The sequence below is a fragment of the Flagellimonas ochracea genome (assembly GCF_009903685.1).
GTDB lineage: Bacteria > Bacteroidota > Bacteroidia > Flavobacteriales > Flavobacteriaceae > Flagellimonas > Flagellimonas ochracea.
Genome location: NZ_JAAABI010000005.1, coordinates 77,437 through 102,746, shown reverse-complemented (window position 1 = coordinate 102,746; position 25,310 = coordinate 77,437). Strand labels below are relative to the sequence as shown.

The following is a 25,310-nucleotide window of genomic DNA, read 5'->3' as shown; positions in this document are numbered from 1 at the left end:
ATTAAGCGGTTACTCCTTTAGCCGTTTTAATAACTTCCTCCGCAATATTGGAAGGTGTTTCGGCATAGTGTGAAAATTCCATCGTGGAAGTGGCCCTACCTGAGGACAACGTTCTCAAGGCGGTTACATATCCGAACATTTCGGACAGAGGAACCTCGGCTTTAACCACCTTGGAACCTGCTCTATCGTCCATGTTATTGACCTGCCCTCTTCTTCGGTTCAAGTCACCCACGATATCCCCCATGTTTTCTTCGGGGGTCAAGACCTCCAATTTCATGATGGGCTCCATCAATACGGCCCTGGCAGCTCGCGCAGCTTCTTTGTAACCAATCTTTGCAGCTAGCTCAAAGGACAATGAATCAGAATCCACAGGGTGGAAAGATCCATCCTTAAGCGTAATTTTCATGCTATCCATCTCAAATCCGGCCAAGGGACCATTTTTCATTGCTTCCTTGAATCCTTTTTCTACTGATGGGATATATTCTTTAGGAATGTTACCTCCCTTGATTTCATTCACAAACTCAAGACCTTGTGTGCCTTCTTCTGCAGGTTCCATAGTGAACACAATATCAGCAAATTTACCGCGACCACCAGTCTGTTTCTTGTAAACTTCTCTGTGGTTTGCTTGGGCAGTAAGTGCTTCCTTATATTCAACCTGGGGTTGACCTTGGTTCACCTCAACCTTGAACTCTCGTCTTAAACGATCGACAATGATATCCAAGTGAAGTTCTCCCATACCAGAAATAATGGTCTGGCCCGAGGCTTCATCAGTTTTCACTTGGAATGTAGGATCTTCCTCAGCTAATTTAGACAAAGCCATGCCTAACTTATCAACATCTGCCTTGGTCTTGGGCTCAACCGCAATACCAATAACGGGATCAGGAAAGTCCATGCTTTCAAGCACAATAGGGTGCTTTTCCGAAGACATCGTATCTCCTGTCTTTATATCTTTAAATCCAACAGCGGCACCAATATCACCTGCTTCGATGTAATCGATGGCATTTTGCTTATTGGAGTGCATTTGATAGATTCGAGAAATACGTTCTTTTTTTCCAGAACGATTATTCAAAATGTAAGAACCAGCATCCAAACGACCAGAGTATGCTCTGAAGAATGCCAAACGACCAACGAATGGGTCAGTGGCAATCTTAAATGCCAAAGCAGCAAATGGTTCTTTTGGGTCCGGCTTTCTTTTTTCTTCTTCTCCCGTATCAGGATTAACACCTATAATGGCTTCCTTATCCAAGGGAGAGGGCAAGTAGCGACAAACAGCGTCCAAGAGAAATTGAACTCCTTTATTCTTAAAGGAAGAACCACAAATCATTGGAATAATGGCTCTGTCCATAACTGCTGCACGTAATGCGGCATGCACCTCTTCTTCCGTGATAGAGTCTTCATCCTCAAAGAACTTTTCCATCAACTCTTCATCGTATTCGGCAACAGCTTCAATTAAAGCAGCTCTGTACTCTTTTACCTCGGCTTCCATTTCTGCAGGAATGTCAACCACATCAAAGGTGGAGCCAAAGTTGTCTTCGTGCCATACAATTGCCCGATTCTTGACCAAGTCAACTATTCCTTTAAAATCAGCTTCATCGCCAATAGGGAGAACAATTGGCACCGCATTTGATCCCAACATTTCACGAACTTGCTTGCACACGTTCAAAAAATTAGAACCTTGACGGTCCATTTTGTTAACAAAACCAATACGTGGCACCTTATAATTATCCGCTAGTCTCCAGTTGGTTTCTGACTGTGGCTCAACACCATCAACTGCGCTGAACAAGAATACCAAACCGTCTAAAACGCGAAGAGAACGGTTAACCTCGACCGTGAAATCAACGTGTCCGGGAGTATCAATGATATTAAAGTGGTACCCTTTGGCATCTGCAGTTGGTTTGCCTTGTTCGGTTGGAAACTGCCAAGTACATGTTGTGGCGGCAGAGGTAATTGTAATACCACGCTCTTGCTCTTGCTCCATCCAGTCCATGGTGGCGGCACCATCGTGCACTTCCCCAATTTTATGGCTCACACCCGTATAAAAAAGAATACGTTCCGTAGTAGTGGTTTTACCAGCATCAATATGAGCTGCAATACCTATATTCCTTGTATATTTTAAATCTCTTCCCATTTTCTTACTTAGAATCTAAAGTGTGAGAATGCTTTATTGGCCTCAGCCATTTTGTGCGTGTCTACTCGTTTCTTAACAGCAGCACCTTCCTCTTTTGAGGCTGCCAAAATCTCGGATGCCAGCTTTTGAGCCATGGATTTCTCATTACGCTTTCTTGCATAACTGATCAACCATTTCATTGCTGTGGATATTTTTCTGTCTGGACGAATCTGCATGGGAATTTGAAATGTTGCACCCCCAACTCTCCTACTCCTTACCTCAACATGGGGCATTACATTGGAAAGCGCATCCTTCCATAGGTCCAATCCAGTTTTTTCCTCGTCCGTGTTTTTCTCGTCTACAATCTCGATAGCATCGTAAAAAATCTTGAATGCTACTGACTTTTTACCATCCCACATCATCATGTTCACAAAACGTGTAACCAATTGATCGTTAAACTTGGGATCTGGCAACAACGGCCTTTTCTTTGCCTGCTTTTTTCTCATCGCTTCTTCTTAAAGTTGATTACTTTTTAGGACGCTTTGCACCATACTTTGATCTCCGCTGTGTTCTTCCCGCCACTCCGGCAGTATCCAAAGCACCGCGAACAATATGGTATCGCACACCAGGCAAATCCTTAACTCTTCCACCTCTAACCAATACTATCGAGTGCTCTTGGAGGTTATGTCCTTCTCCAGGGATGTAGGCGTTCACCTCTTTGCCATTGGTCAACCTAACCCTTGCCACCTTTCGCATGGCAGAGTTTGGTTTTTTTGGCGTAGTGGTATAAACCCGCGTACAGACACCTCTTCTCTGAGGACACGAATCCAAAGCAGCCGATTTACTCTTCTTGGTAATTGTGGCTCTTCCTTTTCGTACTAATTGTGAAATTGTTGGCATTAAATTTCTATTATAAAACTAAATAACCCTCTTTTTGAGGGCTGCAAATGTAGTGATATTTCGGAATAATTCAAATCAAGAAAGATTAAATTTATTTAGAGATTGAAAAAACTTGCTTTCAAATATTTTACATTCCCTATTTTCAATCGTTTTAAAATAATTTCGAACACCCAAATGTGCTATAAAATTCGAGTTGAAAAAGGTGAAATCGAAAAAATTAATCATAAAACCACTATCCAAAACAATTTCCTTAAAGATTAATTCTAAAATGAACTTTTAGAATAACATTATATATTAAGGTATATAATTTTTTCCTTCTCAAATCCTCCCACTAATTCCTAAGCAATAGCATGAACCTCTAAAAGAGCTATAGTAAGCCCTAACAGACATTTAGTTATCCAAATTTGCATTTAAAACAATTCTTGACAGGGTAAATTGTGGGCTCTTCAATAATTAGCAAGGATTTTAAACTAAAGGTATTTAAAGAGGTCCGAGTAAAAATTTAGTAAAATTAGTTTGGATTATTAACATGAAATTATGATTTTAGCGGCTAGCTAATTCAAATAATTTTAAAATGAGAACAAAACTTAATGGATTGTTAACGCTTTTATTGGCGTTTGTTGTGCACATTTCCTTTGCACAAGACAAGACGATTACAGGTACGGTCACGGATGCCGATGGGCTTCCACTGCCTGGGGTCAACATTGTCGTTGAAGGGACCACTACGGGTACCCAAACAGATTTCGATGGAAATTATGCGATCAGTGCGAGCGAGGGCCAGGCACTGCTTTTCACCTATATAGGGCAGAGACCTGCCAGAAGGGTCGTTGGTGCGGCGAGCGTTGTGAACGTTCAGATGGAAGAGGACACCCAGGCCCTTGAGGAGGTCGTTGTGACCGCCCTTGGTATCAAAAGGGAGAAGCAGGCACTTGGTTACGCAGTGACCGAGGTCGGCGAGGAACAGTTGGAGTCAAGGCCCGAAGGTGACGTTGCCAGGGTGCTCCAAGGCAAGGCAGCAGGTGTACAGATCACCAACCAGAGTGGTCTTTCCGGTTCTGCGACAAACGTTGTGATACGTGGCCAGTCCACATTCAGCGGTAGCAATCAGGCACTGTTCATCGTGGACGGTGTGCCATTCAGTTCCGACACCAACTCAGTGGGTAGAGGGGGAGATCGTCAGGACTTTATCAACGGTAACAACGGGTCTTCCCGTTTTCTGGATTTAGATCCGAACAGCATAGAGAGTGTGAACGTACTTAGAGGTTTGGCCGCAGCCACCCTTTATGGTTCACAGGGACGCAACGGGGTAATTCTTATCACCACAAAAGGTGGCGCCGCGGGTACATCAGGTCCCAAAAAAACAGAGATTACTGTTAATTCTTCCCTTTTCTTCAACGAGATTGCCTCGTTGCCAGATTATCAGGATGAGTACGGTAACGGCTTCGACCAGAATTTCGGATGGTTCTTCAGTAACTGGGGACCGAGCTTTAGCAGAGAAGGTCCCGCAGGATGGGGCAACCAACCAAACATTGATGATAATGGTACGCTGGCACACCCCTATTCCACATCAACGTCTGCCATACAGGCAGCGTTCCCTGAGTTCCAGGGGGCCCGCTACGAGTGGAGGCCTTATGACAGTGTGGAGAAGTTCTTTAGAACGGGAGCTGTCGCCAATACATCGATTAATGTACGAGGGGCATCGGATGATGGCAAGATTGGTTACAACCTTAACTATGGTTATCTGAAGGATAATGGCTTTACACCGAACAACAGTGTTACGCGTAACACCCTATCGGTTGGTGGACGTGCCATTCTATCAAACAAGTTTACCGTAGCGGGAACGCTGAACTTTGCAAGAACAAAATTTATCTCCCCCCCAGTGGCGCTCAGCCAGGGTAACGGGGCGACGGGTTCGGGTTCATCCGTGTTCGGTGACCTTTGGTTCACCCCTAGGAGTATCGATGTACAGGGGCTTCCTTTTCAAAACCCTATCACCGGTGGTAGTGTCTACTACCGTCAGAACAACTCCATACAGCATCCACTTTGGACCATTGGCAATGCGGAGACCAACCAAGAGACCAACAGGGTGTTCGGACAGGCCACCGTGCAATATGACATCACCGATAACCTGAACATCATCTATCGTGCAGGTATTGATGTCTATAGTGAGAACAACGTAAACTTTCAGAACAAGGGAGGTATAAACAGTAATAGTGGTGATGTGCGATTGGCCAGTGGTGTCTACGAGACCTGGAACAACACCAACACCATTTGGGACCACAACTTGGTGCTTAACGGTGACTATGACATCACCGAGAAGATCGGATCTACCTTCAACGTGGGTGCGACCTCCAGAAGGACGGTGTTCGACCAGAATGGTGTGGCCAGTGACGGCCAACAGGTGTTCGGGGTGCTGAGACACTTCAACTTCCTTAACCAGAACGAGATACAGAACTTCAGCGAGCAGAACATTGTCGGGGTCTACGGACAGGCCGATTTTGACTACGACAATATGGTGTATGTGACCTTGGCGGGAAGAAACGATTGGGTATCCAATTTTGCCAAGGACAACAGGACCCAGTTCTATCCTTCTGCCAGTGTGTCCTTTATACCGACCGCCGCTTTTGACGGATTGAAATCGGAGAACATATTGAACTACCTCAAGATTCGTGGTGGTATCGGGGTATCGGCCAACTTTGATGCCGGTAATACCAACTACCCGACCGTGAGCACGTTGTTCCTTGATGCACAGGATGTACAGGACGGTTCGGGACAGAACGTGGTGACCAATACAACAGGAAGACGTTTGGGGAACGAAAATCTTCAGCCTGAGACCTTAGAGGAAATCGAAGTAGGTGTAGAGTCAAGATGGTGGAACAACCGTATCACCTTTGATGCCTCTGTGTACAAGCGTACGACCAACGACCTTATCCTCGACAGGTTTCTCGATCCTGCCACAGGTTTCCTTAGGACTTCCACCAATATAGGTGAGATAGAGTCAGAAGGCCTCGAGGCCGACCTTGGCGTCGAGTGGTTCAGGGCCGCAGAAGAGGGAGGCTTCTCTTGGAGGACCAATGTGAACTTCACAGCTTATGAAACAACGGTCACAGACCTCGGTCAGGATACCGATCAAGTGGTATACTCCGGTTTCTCCAATTTGGGGAACGCAGCTATCGAAGGCGAGCCATTGGGTGTATTCTTCGGAGGTCGTATCCTCAGGGATGAAAATGGAGAGTTCGTTATAGGTGCTGATGGGTATTTTGTTGACGATCCAGTGGACGGAATCATTGGTGACCCCAACCCGGACTGGGTGGCCAACGTCATCAACTCCATATCCTACAAGAATTTCACCCTTGGGTTCCAATGGAACTATACACAAGGTGGGGACGTATACTCCAGTACCATTTCCACATTGTTGGGAAGGGGATTGATCGTCGAGACCTTGAACAGAGAGGACACCTATATTCTGCCAGGTGTGGATACAAACGGCAACCCGAACAACCTTCAGATCAACAACTCTGACTTTTGGTTCAGTAATGTATTGTTTGGACCTAGCGAAATGCAGGTATACGATGCGACCACCTTGCGTTTGCAAGAGGCCTCTTTGAGCTATGCGCTTCCCAAGAAGTTCTTGGACAGGACACCTTTCGGAGCATTGACCTTTACGGTATCCGGTCAGAACCTTTGGTTCAGGGCCTTCAACACGCCCAAAGGTGCCAACTTCGATCCGAACACCGCAGGTTTAGGGGTATCGAACGGACAAGGGTTTGACTTTATCAACGGCCCAAGTTCCAGAAGATATGGTCTTAGCGTTAAAGCATCATTCTAAGAATAAAAAAACTATGAGAATAATGAGAAATATAAATAAATATTTAGCGGCAACGGTCCTTGGGGCCATGGTTGCCCTGGTTTCCTGTGAGACGACCGAACTGGACCTCACTGCAAACCCAAATGCACTTACTCCCGAGCAGGCCAATCCTGATTTCTTCCTGAGCTCAATTCAGGAGGATTTTATTCGACAGTTTGAAGGGGATGCAGATTTTGATAATAATGATAACTGGGCTTCTGGTGGTAACACCACCGGTGACGGTTTCAACGAAATCGGGATGGAACTGACCCGTATCGTCAATCTGAACGGAAGAAACTATTTTAGCGCCTACCAAGGTTCCGATTTGGATGACGAATGGGCCAATGCCTACCAAGGTATTCTAAATGACATCCGACAGATGCAGCCCTTGGCCGAGGAAGCTGGGCTTACCCGCCACCTTGGCATTGCCCAGTTCATCGAGGCTTTTCTGATGGTGACCATGGTGGATTTCTTTGGGGATGTTCCCTATACTGAAGCGGTTCTAGCAGAGTCCGCTGAGCCAAATTTCAATCCTTCACTGGATTCGGGCTCTGAAATCTATGATACCATGTTATCTCTGGTGGATCAGGCCATAGCCAATTTCGCCAGTGAACCATCAGCCGATCCCGTAGTGGACTTCTACTACGATAACGATTATGACCTTTGGACCAAGGCCGCCAATACGTTGAAGATGAAAATCTATATGCAGAAGCGTTTGGTGGACGGCAGTGCCCTTGCGGCATTCGATGCGATCGTTGCCAGTGGAAACTATATCCAGGACACCTCCGAGGACTTGCTCTGGGAATGGCCTGCGGCCAGTGCCACACAGCCAGATACCAGGCACCCAAGATTCGGTCTCAACTATCAAGACGCCGGTGCGGGGGAATACATGTCCAACTGGCTCATGGAATTGATGGACACCTCAGACGATCCAAGGCTAAGATATTATTTCTACCGCCAGAACAATGCGACTCCAGGAGCTCCAGGGGTAGATCCGGATGAGGAAACTTTGACCTGTTCTTTGAACACGCCTCCCGCACATTATGTCAACGGCGGGTTTACTTTCTGTTCTTTACCCAACGGCTATTGGGGACGTGATCACGGTGATGCGGATGGTATTCCACCAGATGGACTTTTGAGAACCACCTATGGGGTATACCCAGTCGGGGGACTTTTCGATGACGATACCTTTGCCGAGATTTCCCCCAGTTCGGGAACTGGAGGAAACGGTATCAGCAACCTGTTGACCGCTTTTGGTGTTGACTTCATGTTGGCCGAACGTGCCATGGTAGCTGGTAATGTTTCAGGGGCCCGTACCGCACTGATCAGTGCTGTGAACAAGTCCATTGCAAAGGTCCAGGCCTTCTCCACCCCTAGGTTGGGAGGTGCAGACGCCTCTTTTGCTCCATCTGACGGAGATGTGAACAGTTACATAAACGCCATCACAATTGCCTTTGACGAAGCAGATGACAATGGAAAGTGGGACATTATAGGCGAGCAGTATTTCATCGCCCATTTTGGGAACGGTGTTGAGCCTTACAATTTTTATAGGAGGACCAACTTCCCAACAACCTTGCAGCCCAATTTGGAGCCGGACCCGGATGTGTTCATCCAATCCATGTACTATCCAGTGGATGCAGTGAACAACAACTCGAACATCTCCCAAAAGGCCAACCAGCAACAGACTGTCTTCTGGGACGACAACGGGGTTCCGCCCGCTAACTAATAAAAATTGCAATGAACAAAAATTTAAATTTTATGAAAAGTTTTAAAACATACATACTGCTCGCAATAGGGGTCTTTATGGCATCCTGTAGCGAGGACGACAAGGTGACCCTGTTCGTGCAGGACAATTTCACCGCTGGTGCGGTCCTCAGGACCTTGGACCAGACGGGGGGCCTGGACATGTTCGATGAGGACGCCGAGCTTACCTGGTCCATCCAGGAACAGGACATTGAGGACGGAGACCTTTTGGACAGGGTGGAAATCACCTTGAGCTTTGTGGACAACAACGGGACTACTGATGATTCGGTTTCTGGGGTTGCCCTGGCCACAATCACCGAGTTTGGTTCTACCGATGGTCTGCCAAGTTTTGATTACAGCATTACACTTGGTGAACTTTTGACCGCTGCTGGTATCACTTTACTTGACATTTTGCCAGGAGACCAGTTTGTAGTTGATATGGAGCTGTTTCTTACGGACGGACGTTCCTTTGACAGTGACTCCGTTACCGGTACGGTAGAGGGCGGATCGTTTTTCAGCTCCCCGTTCCAATATACATTTGATATCGATGATGGTATAGAGTTTGAGCTTGAGGATGTTAATGCCAACGAGGTATCGCTGACCAATCCAAATGAGGACTATGCGGTTACCATCATTATAGGTGATTCCCTGCTCATCGATGCCGGTCTTTTGGAAACGCTTAATGTATACCGCAGGTTTGTTGACAGAAGTATTGAGGAAGACGGGCCAGACCTTTCAGAGGATGAGGCTTTGTTCGCCACCTTCGATATCGCAGCGGATTTCACCGTAGACGAGGAAGGTATCGCCACATATGACTATGTGGTGACCCAGGAGGCACTTTACGGCGACAACCTTACCTTTGCTGACCTTGGGCTGAACGACGGCTTCAATCTGCGCTATGAGATTATCACTACAGATGGACGATCGGTCAGCTTGGACAATGAAAACGACATAGGAGATGAGTACTTTGATCCTGTTATTGTTACGGAATGTATCCAATTGAACGCTGATGCGCCATTCCCAGGGGAATACACGATCCAGTTTACCGACACGTTCGGAGATGGATGGGACGGGGCTAGATTCGATGTAACCATAGATGATGGGGACACCGAAAGCTTTACCTTGGAAAATGGTGACAGTGGTGAAGCTACCTTTACCGTACCGGAAGGTGCCGTAACATTGGTGGTAGAGTACGTACCAGGAGCCTATGAGGAAGAGCATATCTTCAGAATCTTAGATCCAAACGGAAAGGCTGCTGCCGATGGTGGGCCTAACCCCACTCCAGGACCAGTCGAACTATTGGTCTGTGAATAAACAGATTGAAATCTTTATATAAAGAAGGGCATCCAGATTGGGTGCCCTTTTTACATTTTTTTAAATCCTATAGAGAAATGGTTTCCCTAACATTATCCCGATAGATTCTAACATAATGCTATTTTGATTATTTTTACAAAAAAATTATGATTCATAGTAGAACCATTTTCCTTCACGTTCTAATTTGTTTATTCTTTTTGGCTTGTGATAGCACTGACGACGATAATACTATTGAAGGAGTCCCTGCTAGCGAAACCCCATCAGATAACAATCCAAACGATAACCAATCTTCTGATGATGATATGTCAGACAATGAAGAATCCAACAAAGCTGGTGAAGTAGAGTTCCTAATCCCGAACCTTGCTTATGATGGATATATCCTTATCAATGATGCTGGCAATGACCGCGTTTATATAATGGATAAGGAATCGAACATAATCCATGAATGGGATTTGCCCAATGATATTGGAAATGATGTTGAACTTCTTCCAGATGGCAGACTTTTGGGCATTATGAAAGCTGATGACCCCAAAATTACCTTTGGGGGACATGGTGGCAAGCTTCAATTTTTGAATCCTGATAGTTCTGTGGACTGGGATTTTGACTATTCGTCAGAGGATTACATTGCACACCATGATGTGGAGCTACTCCCCAATGGAAACATTATTACCATTGTGTGGGAACGTAAAACAGCTTCTGAAGCGGAAATAGCTGGTTCAAGTATGGATATTGACATCTTTCCCGAAGCCATTATCGAAGTGAATCCGGCTACTGATGAAATCGTATGGGAATGGCATGCTTGGAACCATCTCATACAGGATTTTGACAATTCTAAAGAAAACTTTGGCGTGATTGGAGAGAATCCCCAACTAATTGACCTTAATTATTATTTTGATGAGGATGGAGATATAATGCATGCTAACGGAATTGAATATGATGAAATAAATGACTTGATTTATTTGAGTGTCAACTTCTACCATGAGGTTTGGGTGATAGATCATAGCACGACCGTCGAAGAAGCTGCTTCCCATAGTGGAGGCAATCATGGTGTTGGTGGTGATTTAGTTTATCGTTTCGGGAATCCCAAGGCCTATGACAATTCAGCGGGAGAGAGGTTATTCCGAAACAACCATCACCCACTTCTTTTAACGGGTGCTGATGAGGGTAAAATATCCATTTTCACCAATGGAGCCGAATTAATGCAGTCAACAGCATATGAGCTTGAGCTCCCAAACCCGCTTTCATTACAGCCCAATGTTGATAACGAGCCCGCGGTGCATTGGAGTTTTACCGATATGGACCTTTATTCACCAAAAGTGTCTGGACTGGTTCGGCTTCCTAATGGCAATAGACTTATAACCGAGGGGGATTTTGGTGTTTGGGAGGTTACTGAACAAGGTGAAGTAGTGTGGAAATTTTCTAGTCAGGGGTTTTTCTGGAGAGCATATCCCTATTCTAAAGATGACCTGGCCATAATAGCATTGGGTCTATAATAATCCTTCCAAGTAATAGCATAGTTTAGCACGCAGCACATAATTAAATTGTTGAAAATTGTTTACGAATATATTCACAAAAAAAATCTATTGTTATTGGCTTCCAATATTGATTGTGCTAGTTTCAGGTTGTGTCCAACCAGACAAGAAAAATGAAACCTCTGATTCAACCACAATGATTGAAAATGTTTCCGTGTTCCAAAAGTTGGACGCTGTACAAAGCGGTGTTGACTTTTCAAACACTATCTCCCACGATGTAGGCACCATGAACAACCTGTTCGACTACGACTACTTCTACAATGGAGCTGGTGTTGGAATGGAAGATGTTAACAATGATGGTTTACTGGATGTTTTCTTCTGTGCAAATCAGGTACCCAATAGGCTTTATATAAATCAAGGTAATCTAAAATTTAAGGATGCCACTGACTCTGCGAATATCAATGTTGGAAAAAATTGGTCTAATGGTGTCACCTTTGTGGATATCAATGTGGACGGAAACATGGATATATACGTTTCCCAAGGAGGCCCTAATACAAGAGATAACCGGAAAAACTTAATGTTCATCAATCAAGGAGATGGAACGTTTCAAGAACGTGCAGAAGAACTTGGTTTGGCAGACATGGGAATCAGTACGCAATCTGTATTCTTTGATTTTGACAAAGACGGTGATCTCGATTGTCTGGTGATGAATGAGAACGAATTGTACGGAATGGATCCCATTACTTTTGGTAGGTATGTAAACGCCAACCAAGAAACCATTTATTTCAATTCTTCGCACCTGTACAGAAATGATGGAGGCCAATTCGTGGACGTTACTAAAGAATCAGGACTCCAAAAGCCCATATTTGGTCTTGGTCTTATTGTATCCGATATTAATGAGGATGGTTGGATGGATATCTACATGGCCAGTGATTACTACCTGCCCGATGTACTTTATTTGAACAACCAAGATGGTACCTTTACCGACAACATTGAAGAATCCACCCAACAGATATCCTTTTATGGTATGGGTATTGACATTGCCGATGTGGACAATGACGATTTGCAAGACATCTTTGTTTTGGACATGGCCGCCAACGATCATGTGCGCTCCAAGACCCTTATGGCTTCCATGAACACCAAACGGTTTGATTATCTGGTGAACAAAGCCGGTTTTCACTACCAATACATGTACAATTCGCTACAGAAAAACATTGGAAGTGGAAAATTCAACAACATTTCCCAATTATCTGGGGTCGCGAACACCGATTGGAGTTGGTCGGTACTCATGAACGATTTTGATTTGGATGGCCATAAGGAAATTCATGTGACCAATGGTTACCGTAGGTATGCATTGGACAACGACCTGCAGCGAAAGGTTTTTGAAGCTCGTCGGAAGTACGGTTCCCAAGTACCGCTCGAGGTGAAACAAAGACTTTATGAGTCTATGCCCTCTGAAAAGCTTCCAAACATCATGTACAAAAGAAATGCTGACCTTATTTTCAAAAATGTTTCCAAGGAGTGGGGTATGGGGGATTTCTCATTCAGCAACGGAGCGGCTTCAGGTGATTTGGACAACGATGGTGATTTGGATATCATTATCAATAACATGGACGAAGAGGCTTTTGTGTACCAAAACCTTTCCGTCGAAAAAAATCTTGGAAATTATCTTAAAGTAATCCCCAAAGGCAATTCTTCCGAAGAGTTTGCCAAAGTTGAAATAAAGGTAGCTGATAACTCCCAGATGATTGAGGTAAAGCGGGTAAGAGGTTATAGGTCTTCACAAGAAAACAGTGCTCTTTTCGGCCTAGGTTCAAACAGCAAGGTCGATACTGTTACAGTTTATTGGAAAAATGGCATGGTGGAGCAAAAATTCAATGTGCCTGCCAATTCCACGCTGACATTCAATAAAGAAAATGCAACCATCCAGACAAAACCTGAATCAAAACAAGGAAAATTCTTTTCAAAGGGAATCCATCAAATTGAAGGATTGGATTTTACCCATAGAGAAAATGCATTTGACGACTTCGAAGAGGAAATACTCCTCCCTTATAAGCAATCTAATATAGGACCTTTCATCACCAAAGGAGACGTTAACGGCGATGGTCTTATGGATGTTCATATTGGTGGCGCTTCCGGGCAGCCCGGACAAATTTTTATTCAAACCGGTAATGGGTTTAAGAAGATGGTCTCCCCTGCCCTGTCCAACGATGCACAATTTGAGGATATGGAGTCGGTATTTTTTGATTTTGATGGAGACAAGGACCTTGACTTGTATGTGGTAAGTGGTGGTAATGAATTTGCAGAACATTCCTCGTATCATGCCGATAGACTTTATATAAATAATGGAACAGGACAATTCATTAAAAAAGAAGCTGACGCATTGAAATCCTATCCGAAAAATGGCAAAGCAGTAGCTATTATCGACTTTGACAAGGACGGCGATAACGACATTTTAGTAGGAAACAGGGTAATACCAAAAAAATATCCTAATCCCCAACCATCCACACTTTACGAAAATAGAAACGGAGAGCTTGTTGATGTCACCCAAAAAATTGCACCCCAACTTCTTAATTTTGGGATTGTCAACGACATCCAAACCACTGATGTCAACAATGATGGCTGGGAGGATTTTATTACCGTTGGAGAATGGACCGGGGTGGGCGTTTTTATCAACACAAATGGGTCTTTTCAGAATATTTCCGAAGATGACGAACTTCTTCAGGAAAGAGGATGGTGGTTCTCCGTCCATGAGACTGATGTAAATAAGGATGGGCTCAAAGATTATATTGTCGGTAATGTGGGGCTGAACATCAAGTTCAAAGCCTCGCCAGAGAAGCCATTTAAGGTTTACGCCACCGATTTTGATGACAATGGCACCAACGATATCGTTTTGAGCAAAAAATACCATGACACCTATGTACCTGTTCGCGGAAGGGAGTGCTCCTCACAACAGATGCCTTTTATCAAGGAGAAATTTGAGACGTATTCTGAGTTTGCCAACGCCAGTTTGGTGGATATTTATGGAGAAAAATTGGAAAACTCCTATGAAAACAGTGTCACAGAGTTTCAATCCATAGTATTGATCAACCGAGGAAACAATGATTTTGAAAAGCGTATTCTTCCGATAGAAGTCCAAGCATTTCCATTGCTGGATTGTGCTTTTTTCGATATCAACAACGACGGTTATGAGGATATTGTTACTGCCGGAAATATTTATGAGACAGAGGTGGAAACACCACGACTGGATGCAATTTCAGGCGTTATTTTGCTTTCCAATGGTAAAGATGGTTATACCAGTGTTCCTCAACAGGTTTCCGGTCTACTGCTAGAGGGCAATGTGAAGTGTCTGGAAACTTTGTCCAATTCCAGCAGAGAGCAGTTTCTGCTGAGCGCTTCCAACGACGGTCCTTTAAGGACCTATAAACTGCTTCAATAACTAAATTGATTTATGAATAACCAAATCTATGGTATTCGGGCCATATTGGAAGCCATTGCTGCCGAACAGCCGATAAACAAAATATTTCTCCAAAAAGGACTCAAGGGAGAACTGTACCTAGAATTGGAAGCGGTTATTCGAAAAAATGGTATCAGTCGGTCCTACGTTCCTGTAGAAAAACTGAATAGACTGACCAGAAACAACCACCAAGGAGCTGTGGCCCAAATCTCTCCAGTATCCTTTCATGATTTTGAGAATTTGGTGGAGAAAATTATCCAACGAGAAGAAAAACCCTTTTTCTTATTGTTGGACCAGGTTTCCGATGTACGAAATTTTGGCGCCATCATACGAACTGCGGAGTGTTCAGGCGTTCATGGCATCATTGTGCCAAAAACAGGTGCTGCACCCATTACCGATGATACTGTGAAAACTTCTGCTGGGGCAGTTTTTAACATTCCAATTGCCAAGGTGGAGCATTTAAAGGATGCCCTCTTTTATCTACAATCTTCGGGCATTGCAGTGGTAGCAGCCACGGAAAAAGCGGATAAGGAACTTTATGAGGTGGATTTCAATCGCTCTTGTGCGATTATCATGGGCTCTGAGGGCAAAGGAATTTCGGCTTCAGTGCTGAACCTTGCTGATCATCAAGCGAAATTGCCCCTTTTGGGCAGTATTGGTTCTTTGAATGTTTCTGTGGCTTGTGGAATTTTTCTGTACGAAGTGGTTCGGCAAAGAAGGATTTAGCGTTACTCCTTGTCCTTCTTTTTATAATGATACCGGATGGTTACATCTTCCTCATTTGCCCTGTCCAAATTTTCTTCAATGAAATTGCCATGTTCATCAAAATGACGTAAAAAAGGATCATCCTTTTCATTATAATCTTCCCGTTCCCAAGTATACTTTTTTTCACTGGGGATGCTCACCTTTGTCATCACTGCCAACAAAAAACCTGTAATAAATCCAGAAAGATGTCCCTCCCAGGATATTCCATCCTTTACAGGAAATATATACCATATCATACTTCCATAAATAAAAACCACAATCAATGATAGGGCAACGAGCCTGTAATGTTTGGTGAAAATTCCTTTAAAAAAAATGAAGCTCGCCAATACGTAAATCAAACCACTTGCCCCAATATGGAACGAAGGTCTGCCAATAAACCATGTTAGCAATCCAGACAAAAACACGCCCCAAAGAACTATCCTCAGGGCAGCAATGCGATAAAAATAAAAAAGAAAGGAAGTTAAAACAGCCAACGGTATTGTGTTGTTATACAAATGTTCCACAGAGCTATGGATGAATGGACTGAACAATACTCCTTGAAGTCCACTGATTCTTCTAGGATAAATGCCCATATCATTCAGGTTGATTCCCAATTGTAACTCGACCCAAAAGACAGTCCATATGGCCAATACAGCTACCAATGGTGCCAATACCACTCCGTTGGAGAACTTAAAATAATCGTTGGTCGACATATACCTAATTGAATCAATTACCCGGCCAGATGGTTGAATTTACACAAATTGTCAGATTCAATTCCATATCCTTTCAAAAGGATAGGCCAAATGCGCCCAAATTTGTTTTATTTTTATCGTTATGAACGAACCCCTGGCAGAACGTATACGTCCCAAAACTTTGGAAGATTATGTTAGCCAAAGCCATTTGATTGGTGAACATGGTGCTTTGACGCATCAAATCAAAAAAGGCATTGTTCCATCATTGATTTTTTGGGGGCCGCCGGGCACTGGTAAAACTACCTTGGCCAATATTATTGCCAATGAGAGCCAGAGACCCTTTTATACACTCAGCGCAATAAGTAGTGGAGTGAAAGATGTTCGGGAGGTTATAGAAAAGGCCAAACAAAGTGGTGGCCTTTTTACCTCCAAAAATCCCATTCTGTTCATTGATGAGATTCATAGGTTTAGCAAATCACAGCAAGACTCTTTGTTGGGCGCAGTGGAGAAAGGCTGGGTAACCCTCATCGGAGCGACCACTGAAAATCCGAGCTTTGAGGTAATTCCAGCACTTCTGTCCCGTTGCCAAGTGTATGTGTTGAATCCTTTTGATAAAGAGGATTTGGAGACTCTATTGCACAGAGCCATGACCACGGACGAAGTGCTAAAGTCAAAAAAAATTGATCTTAAAGAAACCGAGGCTCTGCTGCGCCTTTCGGGAGGCGATGGCAGAAAACTATTGAACATTTTTGAACTCATCGTGAATTCGGAAAATGATGAAGCGATAACGATTACCAACGATTTGGTCCTGAACAAGGTTCAGAAAAACACGGTGCTTTATGACAAGACCGGAGAGCAACATTACGATATCATCTCGGCATTTATCAAATCCATACGGGGAAGCGACCCCAATGCTGCGGTCTATTGGCTTGCCCGTATGATTGAAGGTGGCGAGGATGTAAAATTCATAGCCCGTAGGATGGTGATCTTAGCTTCGGAAGATATTGGCAATGCCAACCCAACGGCATTGGTAATGGCCAACACCACCTTTCAAGCTGTGAATACCATTGGACATCCTGAGGCAAGAATCATTTTAAGCCAATGTGCAACGTATTTGGCCAGTTCCCCTAAAAGCAATGCCAGTTATCTTGCCATTAAAGAAGCGCAAAAAAAAGTAAGTGAAACTGGGGATTTGTCGGTTCCGCTGGCCGTTAGAAATGCTCCCACTAAATTGATGAAGGACTTGGGGTATGGCACGGGATATGAGTATGCCCATGATCATGTCGATAATTTTGTAGATTTTGAATTCCTTCCAGAAGAAATTACGGGTACTGTTTTTTATCAGCCCGGAAATAACCAAAGGGAAAATGCCTTGCGGGAATTCTTAAAAAAGCGTTGGAAAAAAAAGTATGGCTATTAGAACCTGATGTTGAGTTCCTTTAAGTGTTTCTCACCATTTTCTGCATATTCAAGCACCCACTTTCCCTCTTTTTTGAACACAACGGCATTGTTGCCCATATAGTCTGCCAAAAAAATGTCTTGCATGGAAGTTTCTTGAAGTTTTAATACCACATTGGATGCACTGTCCAACAAATAATATCCACTTTCGGAAGGTTGGGCAATCAGTATGTCATTAGCTTGAAAATCTTCAGATGATGGGACAGGCTGGGTCTCATTTTGTAAGGGCCTTTCATTGGGTTCTACTTTCACCATGTTCGAACTTACGGGCTCTCTGTTTTTATACAGTTGTTCTTCCGGGGTAGCTTTTTGCTCAACTATTTTAGGTTTGGGAGCATTGTCAACTGACTTCACATCATCTTTAAAGCTTATTGTTATGGGCTCCTCTTTTTTGGTTTTGGTTTCTGATTTTTCCATCGGAATGTATTTGTAATCCATCCCATCAAAAGAAACGAAAGAATTTTCAAGAGCTTCTTTATAGGCTTCCCGGTACTCTTTCTCCTTACTTCTTCCTTCCATAGTCCTAAAAACTTCTTTTCCTTCGCAGTCAGTGAGCACTACTACCGCCTTAGTGGCGAAGAGGGAAGAAAAATCCAAAAGTTGTGCAGTAACTCCCAAACAAGGGTCCGCAATTAAATCTGCCTGCAGAGCATCATCGTACACCGCATTGAATCCATATTGGGAGAAATAATGTTTGACCATCGTGCTTGTCAAATGCATGTTCTCCGACTTAAAAGCCTCAAATTTTTTGGGCACAATGATATACTTATAGCTATTCAGCTGTCCATTGACCGAACCACTGATTCCCAAGGAAAAAAGCACTATATATATAATTTTTAACTTCATATCTAGGTTAAATCAATTATCGTTCCAAGATATAATATTAAATCCGAATTGTAAAGATGCATAGTGGCTGTCAGCTATGTTTTGATAACCCAATAAATTGTCTCCAAGAATATAGAAATTTACGGGCCCCGCTTGAAAATTTAGACCCAGTCCCAAATTGGTAAGGGAATATTTATCAAGGGTATAGGTCGTTTTTAAGGAGAATGCCCTGCCAAGTCTTTTTTGATAAAACCCTGTAAGCGCAGGCTGTATCCCCCTTGGTCTTTTTATAAGGAAAATCTGCCCTCCAATACTGTTCCTGTAAAATTCCTGGTTAGATGCGCTAACCACATTTATTGCGCAACCGCAATTTTCATTTCTGCTTTCTCCTTGGCCAAAATCGTAGCGTATGGAACCGTAAGCTTTTACTGGTCTTAGTGAAATATATCCTGTGTCATTTTCTTCATACGGAAGAGACTCCTCAATATCATCAACCAATTGCTGCCAAAGGTCATTGTCAAGGTCATTTACATCCTCTGGCAAAAAAACAGTTATGCCCTCGGTAATGGCACTCCCTGACAGAGTGTAGTTTTTCACATCCTTGGATTGATAAATGAATCCCATATCCAAAATACTGGCTGTAATGGTCGTCTGCGGATTGATGTTATAGCTGAAGCCAACATCGAACCCAAGACCAAGATTGCCTCCCAACAAGGTTCTTTCAGTAAAAAGACTTGTCAAATCTTTCCGGGTAGTGGAAGTGTCCTCCTCCAAAACATCAACAAAACCTTCGACTCCCGCTGTTTGAAGTTCCATATCAGCCACAATAGCGCTTCTATATATGTTATCCTCCCCTTGGGTGGTCACAAAAGATCCAGTATTGTTTATCGATTGAAATTGAAAGACGCTGGAGTACAATTTGGCGCGAGCACCCACGGTAAGAGTATTACTCATTTTTCTATTGATGCCAAAATGAAACACATTTACCATTTCTCCCCTTACATTTAGATCACCAAGGTCAAAACTTCGTCCTATATTGGGCCCTCCATTTCCTTCAAAGGCCAGAATGGCCAAATCCCTTGGCCAATACACAATAACATCGGTTTCACCATACATTCCAAAAGAATAATAGTCATCAGGTCTGTTTTTTCCACGAAAGCCCACATTGAATCCTTCAATTTGACTCGTGGAGCTGAAATCATCCCTTCGGCTCATAACATTCAAAACCCTTTCCTGCACCTTTGTGGTAAAATCGATAACATCGTTGGCAAATAGATCATTGACGGTTACACCACTGGTCGCTGCCTGAAAAGACAATCCCGATATTAATGGAATTCCGGTATGCCACCGTTCCATGGTCTTTACACCTGGGTTGACCATCAACGATTGTGGAATCTCATAAAAATCATAGAGCAATTGCTTGTTTTGACCAAATGATGCGGTCAATCCAAATAGGATGGCCATAAATGGGGGAAGGACCAATCTCATTTCAATTGAAATAGAAATTCTGCACCTGATTTAAATATAAACTTGGGTTCGGGCTCTGAAGAGGTACTGGTCGTATCGCTAAGATTACTTCCAGTAACCCGGAGGGTGGATGTTGCTGTTAATATGTCCAAACTCTTGCCTGCAGGTCCATAAGCCACTTCGCGCGTGAGAACACCAGATGGCGCAGGGTCAATGCTGAACGTTTCCACATCAAGCACGTTATCGGCTTCATCCAAAAATTCAACGGTAAAATTTATGCTTTTACTTGTAGTGTTCTCAACTTCATAAATGATGATGCCTTCCAAAAGTCTTTCCGAAACAAATTGCTCATTGAATGCATCAAAATTCACCGTTTGACTATAAAAAGCCCCCGATACGGAAGATGTATTTATAAAGTCTTCTGTTGATTCGATATAAAGAATACTGGAGGCCAATAATGGAGTTACTTCCAGGTCATCAAATTGGTCAAAATTCTGCTCTTCGGAACATGAGATCGACAGGGATAAAAAAAGGGATGCACATACGAAATGTAGGAGGTATCTTCTCATAAACTCTTAAGACTTTTTATAGATAACAACATCGAGGCAGCCCCTCCCTACTATAACTCTACAAAAAGCTTTTTATTTCAATGAGATTGTTAATCATTGGAGCTACTTCATGGCTTGATTCTCCATTGCAATTGAAGTGAATGGCCTGCATTCCCACAGACTTTGCGCCTTGAACATCGGCCTCGAGGCTGTCACCTATCATCAGAGCGTTTTGAGGTGTGGTTTTGGCTTTGTCCAATGCCAATTCAAAAATATAGGGATGTGGTTTTTTTACGCCGGCTGTCTCCGAATTTACAACATGCTCAAAGTAATGATGAATTTTGCTTCCCTTGAGCTTTTTCTCTTGGACCTCTTGAAATCCATTGGTGATAATATGCAGCCTATATTTTGGTGAAAGATATTCCAGAACTTCAGTGGCATTTGGTATCAAATGGGTAAATGAGGATAAATGTGCAATATAATCATGTGCCAAGGTGTCTATAATATCATCGGACACCACTTTACCCAAATGGTCAAAGGTCTTTTTCAATCTTTGATAGCGCAACTGGGGTTTGCTGATCCTATTTTCTCGATAAAGCTTCCAAAATTCAAAATTGATGGGGGCATAAACCGTTAAAAAATCATCCAGCTTTATAGTAAGCTGATTTGCATCGAATATTTTCCGAAACGTTAGGGCAGAATTTTTTTCAAAATCCCAAAGGGTATGGTCTAAATCAAAGAAAACGTCCGTAACCCTATCACTACACATAATAGCGCTTTAAAAAGGAGTTGTACAAATCAATCCAGTCCATTTCACTTGTACTTCCCAATAATTCATTAGAGAAAATACAAACAAAGCTTCCATTTACCTCTTTAATGCTTCTATAAATTTTGTCCATCTTTTCGAATATGGCCGTCTTTTTGTTGTAATTCAAAAAAGCATAGTCGTGCACAGCGAAGGGATGGACCTTCAGAGGTTGTCGCACTTCCATATTGATGTCATAAAAATAAAATGGAGTGCAGGTTCCCGCTCTAAAACCGATTTCATGGGTATAGCCCATGGAGAAATCGTCCGTGAATTCAGTTTCGACCAAATTTCGATATGTTGTGGGAACACTTACCCGATTATATCGAAGTCGAGCGTAGCGAATGGGCCGGTTTATTAAATTGCCCAAACGTTCCTTTTCTTCTTTTAAAACTGCTTTATCTGTGGAGGAAACATAGGATGTGCTCAAGGAAACAACACTATAATCTGCAACTGATTTTATAAGATATCGGAACTTATTGTTGTTTGGTGATATATTCTTGTCATGAGTTGAATGCTCCGCCATTTGAAAGAAAAACATAGTTTTAATAGGAAATTTTTTATGGATTTGCACCAGTTCATCAAAATTATCATAAGGGTCTTTTTTAAAGCCCAACAACACCAAAAAACGGTTTATGATACTTTTGAATTTTAAACTTCCCAAATCAAGTAAAAACCCTCCCAACGTCCTCGTCACTCCCCTTAGGGCAAAACTATGTGAGGTAGTTACGTTTACCACTGAAGTGAAATTGTAGGCTTTTTTTTCCCGTTCCATATCTGGAAATCGTTCCAAGAGTGCATCCAGCAATTTATAGGCCCATAGATCTACAACAGGAAGCTCCAAAAATTTGTTTTGATAAGCGAGACTTTCCTTTACAGGATAACGTCCTACGCTGTCCTTAACATGAGGCAAGTACTCCTCATATCGTGTAAGCAGAAAAAAACTGGCCGAAAAAATGTCGTAAGGGACTGCACTTTTTTCCCCAGAGGCAAAAAAACAGGGAATCCCATCCCATTCAGATACTTTGATATCCAGGTCATTGATTCCCTGTTCAAACAGCAAATCGTTGCTCCGGATAAAAAATTCATTTTGCAGCGGTTGCTTGGAGTAGGTGATTTTAGGACCCGTATGTTTTATAAAGTCCTCTACTTTGGTGGTAAATGCAATATCAATACCCAAAATACCTTCAAAAATTTGTTTGGCCGTATAAGTGAGCCTATTGGTAATTTTATGGGTAAAAATCAAAAGCATATAAAAACACGGCTATAATAATCCCTCATCTGCAAAGCTAAGGTAATCATGTTGGGTTAAAATTAAATGATCTAAAACTTTAATGTCGAGTGCTTCGGCCGTAGTTTTCAATTTTTCGGTAATTTCTATGTCTGATTTACTAGCTCGCAAGTTCCCAGAAGGATGATTGTGGGCAAGGATGATTCCCACGGCACTAAGTTCCAGAGCTTGTTTCAAGACTAAACGGACATCTACCAAAGTTCCAGTAATACCTCCTTTGCTCAATTGCCCCTTAAAGATGACCTTATTGGAGTTGTTCAAATAAACTATCCAGAATTCTTCATGCTGTAGCTCTCCCATTAAAGGAAACAACAATTCAAACACTTCTTTACTTCCGGTAATTTTTATGATTTTCTTGTGATCTTGTCCTCTACGGCGTCTTCCTATTTCCATGGATGCCACAATACTTACTGCTTTGGCCTCCCCTATTCCTTTGAACCGCACCAATTGATTCACTGAGAGTTTGCCCAACTTATTCAAATCGTGGTCCACTGAGGCAAGAATACGTTTGGAAAGCTCCACGGCGCTTTCGCTTTTATTTCCAGAGCCTATCAAAATGGCGATAAGTTCAGCATCGGAAAGGACTGAGCTTCCCTTTGCCACTAATTTCTCACGGGGTTTATCATCAACTGCCCAATTTTTAATTGAAAAAGAAGTTGTTTTTTCTTTCATTACCTCCAAATAATAATTCGATTTATGTAAATTTTAATCAATAAACATCAAACACATGAAATCAATTTTCGATAAGGAAACCTATACCGAGGTTCTTTCCAGAATAGATGCTTTGAAAGATTCTTCCAAAGGAAACTGGGGAAAAATGGAGGTTGGACAAATGCTACATCATTGTCAGTTTCCCCTAAAAATCGCATTGAATAGGTACAATTTTACGAAAAAACCCAATCCCGTAATGAAATTGCTTTTTAAAAGTTTTAAAAAGAATATGTATAATGATAAACCTTGGAAGAGGAATTTGCCCACTGCCAAGGGTTTAAAAGTTACATCCCCTAAGGAATTCAATACAGAAAAGAAAAGACTGATTACTTTAATCAACGATTTTTACGCAGAAAGGGAGAAAGAATCACGGAGTCCGCATCCTATGTTCGGGCACTTCACCAAAGAACAATGGGGGCAGATGCAGTACAAACATTTAGACCATCATTTGAGGCAATTCGATGCCTAACGGGACGCAATAAGGTGTAGTTCAGGCGTATTAGAAAAGCGCTTTGAGCTGATCAAAATCAAGTCCACCGTAGTTTCCGGAACTCATCAACAAAAGTGCAGTGTTATCTAAGCTTTGGGTAAAAAGATATTCTTGGAATTCCTCGGGATTCGTAAATATTTTAATATCATTTCTATTTAGGGCCACTGAGATCTGTTCGGAAGTAACTTCCGCCAATCCCTTTATTTTCACCGCGTTTGGGGAGTAAAAAACCACTGCTTCGTCTGCTGCGTCCAAAGCTCCTTTATATTCCTTCAAGAATTCTGCATTGAGGCTACTATAGGTATGCAGTTCCAAACAAGCCAACAACCTATATCCCACATATTGTTCCTTAACAGCTTCCGTAGTGGCCTTGACCTTGCTGGGGGAATGGGCAAAATCCTTGAACGCAACCCGGGCATCGCCTTGGGCTATTTTTTCCAAACGTTTTGATGCTCCTTTAAAAGTTGCAATAGCTTCATAAAAATCCATTTCATCAACGCCCATCTGCTGACAAATCCACTTGGCTCCGGCCAAGTTGTTAAGGTTATGCGCACCAAAAATTTCCAAGGGCATATCCCCTTCAGGAGTTTCCAAAAGTGTTACCCCGTCAATCACACTAAAATTCGGAGTCTCATAGGGAAACTTGCGAATAGTGTTTTCAGAGGACTCTATCACATCTTTTAATGTTTGGTCCTCCGCATTGTATGTAATACTGCCTCCCTTAACAATGCTGTCCACAAAAATTTGAAACTGTTTCACATAGTTTTCAAAAGTGGGAAACACATTAATATGGTCCCATGCAATACCACTAAGTAATGCAATATTGGGTTTATAAAGATGAAATTTTGGTCTCCGATCTATGGGAGAGGATAGGTATTCATCCCCTTCAAGCACGATAAAATCATTATCCTCGGTCAAATGAACCATGCGATCAAAGCCATCCAGCTGGGCCCCGACCATAAAGTCAACTTTAATGCCATGATATTGCAGCACATGTAGGATCATGGAAGTAATGGTCGTCTTTCCATGGCTCCCTCCAATTACCACCCGTGTTTTGTGCTTGGACTGCTCAAAAAGGAATTCAGGATAGGAATATATCTTCAACCCCAGCTCTTGGGCTTTAACAAGCTCTGGATTGTCCGGTTTGGCATGCATTCCCAAAATTACGGCATCCAAAGTTCGTTGAATCTTCTCAGGGAACCATCCAAATTCTTCAGGTAGCAGCCCCTCAGCATCCAACCGACTTTTTGAAGGTTCAAAAATTACATCGTCACTTCCGGTTATATTGTAACCCTTGTGCTTAAGTGCAAGGGCAAGATTGTGCATGGCGCTACCACCAATGGCAATGAAATGAATATCCATCAATAGGTTTTAGCCTCAAAAATAGCTAATGGTCAAACCAATGCCAATAAAGATTTCTCCATATTAATTTTATACCT

Annotated in this window: 19 protein-coding genes; 8 read left to right on the top strand and 11 right to left on the bottom strand. The window is 42.8% G+C overall.

The annotated features are described in order from the left end of the window. Window position 1: 1 nt before the first annotated feature. The 3 genes from fusA to rpsL are packed head-to-tail and all read right to left on the bottom strand — an operon-like array spanning window position 2 to window position 3,007. Window positions 2–2,128 carry an elongation factor G gene (gene fusA / locus GTQ34_RS13485; RefSeq protein ID WP_166524341.1) on the bottom strand — a complete coding sequence of 709 codons (2,127 nt, stop codon included), beginning with the start codon at window positions 2,126–2,128 and terminating at the stop codon, window positions 2–4. Between the two features lie 8 nt (window positions 2,129–2,136). Then, complete coding sequence (rpsG, locus tag GTQ34_RS13480; protein ID WP_166524340.1) at window positions 2,137–2,613, bottom strand: 30S ribosomal protein S7; 477 nt, start codon at window positions 2,611–2,613, stop codon at window positions 2,137–2,139. Between the two features lie 19 nt (window positions 2,614–2,632). Beyond that, window positions 2,633–3,007: a 30S ribosomal protein S12 gene (gene rpsL, locus GTQ34_RS13475; protein WP_013305196.1), complete on the bottom strand. Its 375-nt coding sequence runs from the start codon at window positions 3,005–3,007 to the stop codon at window positions 2,633–2,635. Window positions 3,008–3,581: 574 nt separating this feature from the next. On the opposite strand from rpsL, the gene GTQ34_RS13470 reads away from it, so the two are divergent. From GTQ34_RS13470 to rlmB, 6 genes are all read left to right on the top strand, one after another. Then, window positions 3,582–6,836, top strand: coding sequence for a SusC/RagA family TonB-linked outer membrane protein (locus GTQ34_RS13470; protein ID WP_166524339.1), 3,255 nt, complete (start codon window positions 3,582–3,584; stop codon window positions 6,834–6,836). Window positions 6,837–6,858: 22 nt separating this feature from the next. Then, window positions 6,859–8,580 (top strand): SusD/RagB family nutrient-binding outer membrane lipoprotein, encoded by a 1,722-nt coding sequence (locus GTQ34_RS13465; RefSeq protein WP_166524338.1) that lies wholly within the window; start codon window positions 6,859–6,861, stop codon window positions 8,578–8,580. A gap of 32 nt (window positions 8,581–8,612) precedes the next feature. Then, window positions 8,613–9,911: a hypothetical protein gene (locus GTQ34_RS13460; RefSeq protein ID WP_166524337.1), complete on the top strand. Its 1,299-nt coding sequence runs from the start codon at window positions 8,613–8,615 to the stop codon at window positions 9,909–9,911. Between the two features lie 146 nt (window positions 9,912–10,057). Then, window positions 10,058–11,404 carry an arylsulfotransferase family protein gene (locus GTQ34_RS13455; RefSeq protein ID WP_235915044.1) on the top strand — a complete coding sequence of 449 codons (1,347 nt, stop codon included), beginning with the start codon at window positions 10,058–10,060 and terminating at the stop codon, window positions 11,402–11,404. Window positions 11,405–11,579: 175 nt separating this feature from the next. Beyond that, window positions 11,580–14,822, top strand: coding sequence for a VCBS repeat-containing protein (locus GTQ34_RS13450; protein WP_166524336.1), 3,243 nt, complete (start codon window positions 11,580–11,582; stop codon window positions 14,820–14,822). 12 nt (window positions 14,823–14,834) lie between these two features. After that, window positions 14,835–15,566, top strand: a complete 732-nt coding sequence (rlmB, locus tag GTQ34_RS13445; RefSeq protein WP_166524335.1) for a 23S rRNA (guanosine(2251)-2'-O)-methyltransferase RlmB — start codon at window positions 14,835–14,837, stop codon at window positions 15,564–15,566. A 2-nt stretch (window positions 15,567–15,568) separates the two neighbouring features. On the opposite strand, the gene GTQ34_RS13440 is transcribed toward rlmB, so the two are convergent. Continuing rightward, window positions 15,569–16,297: a rhomboid family intramembrane serine protease gene (locus tag GTQ34_RS13440; protein WP_166524334.1), complete on the bottom strand. Its 729-nt coding sequence runs from the start codon at window positions 16,295–16,297 to the stop codon at window positions 15,569–15,571. A 121-nt stretch (window positions 16,298–16,418) separates the two neighbouring features. On the opposite strand from GTQ34_RS13440, the gene GTQ34_RS13435 reads away from it, so the two are divergent. Then, entirely contained in the window at window positions 16,419–17,696 is a 1,278-nt protein-coding gene (locus tag GTQ34_RS13435) for a replication-associated recombination protein A (protein ID WP_166524333.1), read from the top strand. Here GTQ34_RS13435 and GTQ34_RS13430 read toward each other — a convergent pair. The 6 genes from GTQ34_RS13430 to radC are packed head-to-tail and all read right to left on the bottom strand — an operon-like array spanning window position 17,693 to window position 23,342. Further along, on the bottom strand, window positions 17,693–18,580 hold the full coding sequence (locus GTQ34_RS13430; RefSeq protein WP_166524332.1) for a hypothetical protein: 888 nt from the start codon (window positions 18,578–18,580) through the stop codon (window positions 17,693–17,695). The two genes, GTQ34_RS13435 and GTQ34_RS13430, sit on opposite strands and share 4 nt — an antisense overlap. Before the next feature lie 12 nt (window positions 18,581–18,592). Further along, window positions 18,593–20,047 carry a DUF5723 family protein gene (locus GTQ34_RS13425; protein WP_166524331.1) on the bottom strand — a complete coding sequence of 485 codons (1,455 nt, stop codon included), beginning with the start codon at window positions 20,045–20,047 and terminating at the stop codon, window positions 18,593–18,595. Next, a complete protein-coding gene (locus GTQ34_RS13420; RefSeq protein ID WP_166524330.1) occupies window positions 20,044–20,595 on the bottom strand; it encodes a hypothetical protein in 552 nt (183 codons plus the stop codon). The genes GTQ34_RS13425 and GTQ34_RS13420 overlap by 4 nt, the downstream gene beginning before the upstream one ends. Before the next feature lie 58 nt (window positions 20,596–20,653). Then, window positions 20,654–21,343, bottom strand: coding sequence for a YjjG family noncanonical pyrimidine nucleotidase (locus GTQ34_RS13415; protein WP_166524329.1), 690 nt, complete (start codon window positions 21,341–21,343; stop codon window positions 20,654–20,656). Continuing rightward, window positions 21,336–22,631: a polysaccharide deacetylase family protein gene (locus tag GTQ34_RS13410; RefSeq protein ID WP_166524328.1), complete on the bottom strand. Its 1,296-nt coding sequence runs from the start codon at window positions 22,629–22,631 to the stop codon at window positions 21,336–21,338. Before GTQ34_RS13410 ends, GTQ34_RS13415 begins: the two co-directional genes overlap by 8 nt. A 12-nt stretch (window positions 22,632–22,643) precedes the next feature. Further along, the gene (radC, locus tag GTQ34_RS13405) at window positions 22,644–23,342 is read right to left on the bottom strand and encodes a RadC family protein (RefSeq protein WP_166524327.1); all 699 of its coding nucleotides are present in this window, start codon (window positions 23,340–23,342) and stop codon (window positions 22,644–22,646) included. Window positions 23,343–23,397: 55 nt separating this feature from the next. On the opposite strand from radC, the gene GTQ34_RS13400 reads away from it, so the two are divergent. After that, window positions 23,398–23,850 carry a DUF1569 domain-containing protein gene (locus GTQ34_RS13400; RefSeq protein ID WP_166524326.1) on the top strand — a complete coding sequence of 151 codons (453 nt, stop codon included), beginning with the start codon at window positions 23,398–23,400 and terminating at the stop codon, window positions 23,848–23,850. Between the two features lie 30 nt (window positions 23,851–23,880). On the opposite strand, the gene GTQ34_RS13395 is transcribed toward GTQ34_RS13400, so the two are convergent. Beyond that, window positions 23,881–25,233, bottom strand: a complete 1,353-nt coding sequence (locus GTQ34_RS13395; RefSeq protein ID WP_166524325.1) for a UDP-N-acetylmuramate--L-alanine ligase — start codon at window positions 25,231–25,233, stop codon at window positions 23,881–23,883. Between the last annotated feature and the right edge of the window lie 77 nt (window positions 25,234–25,310).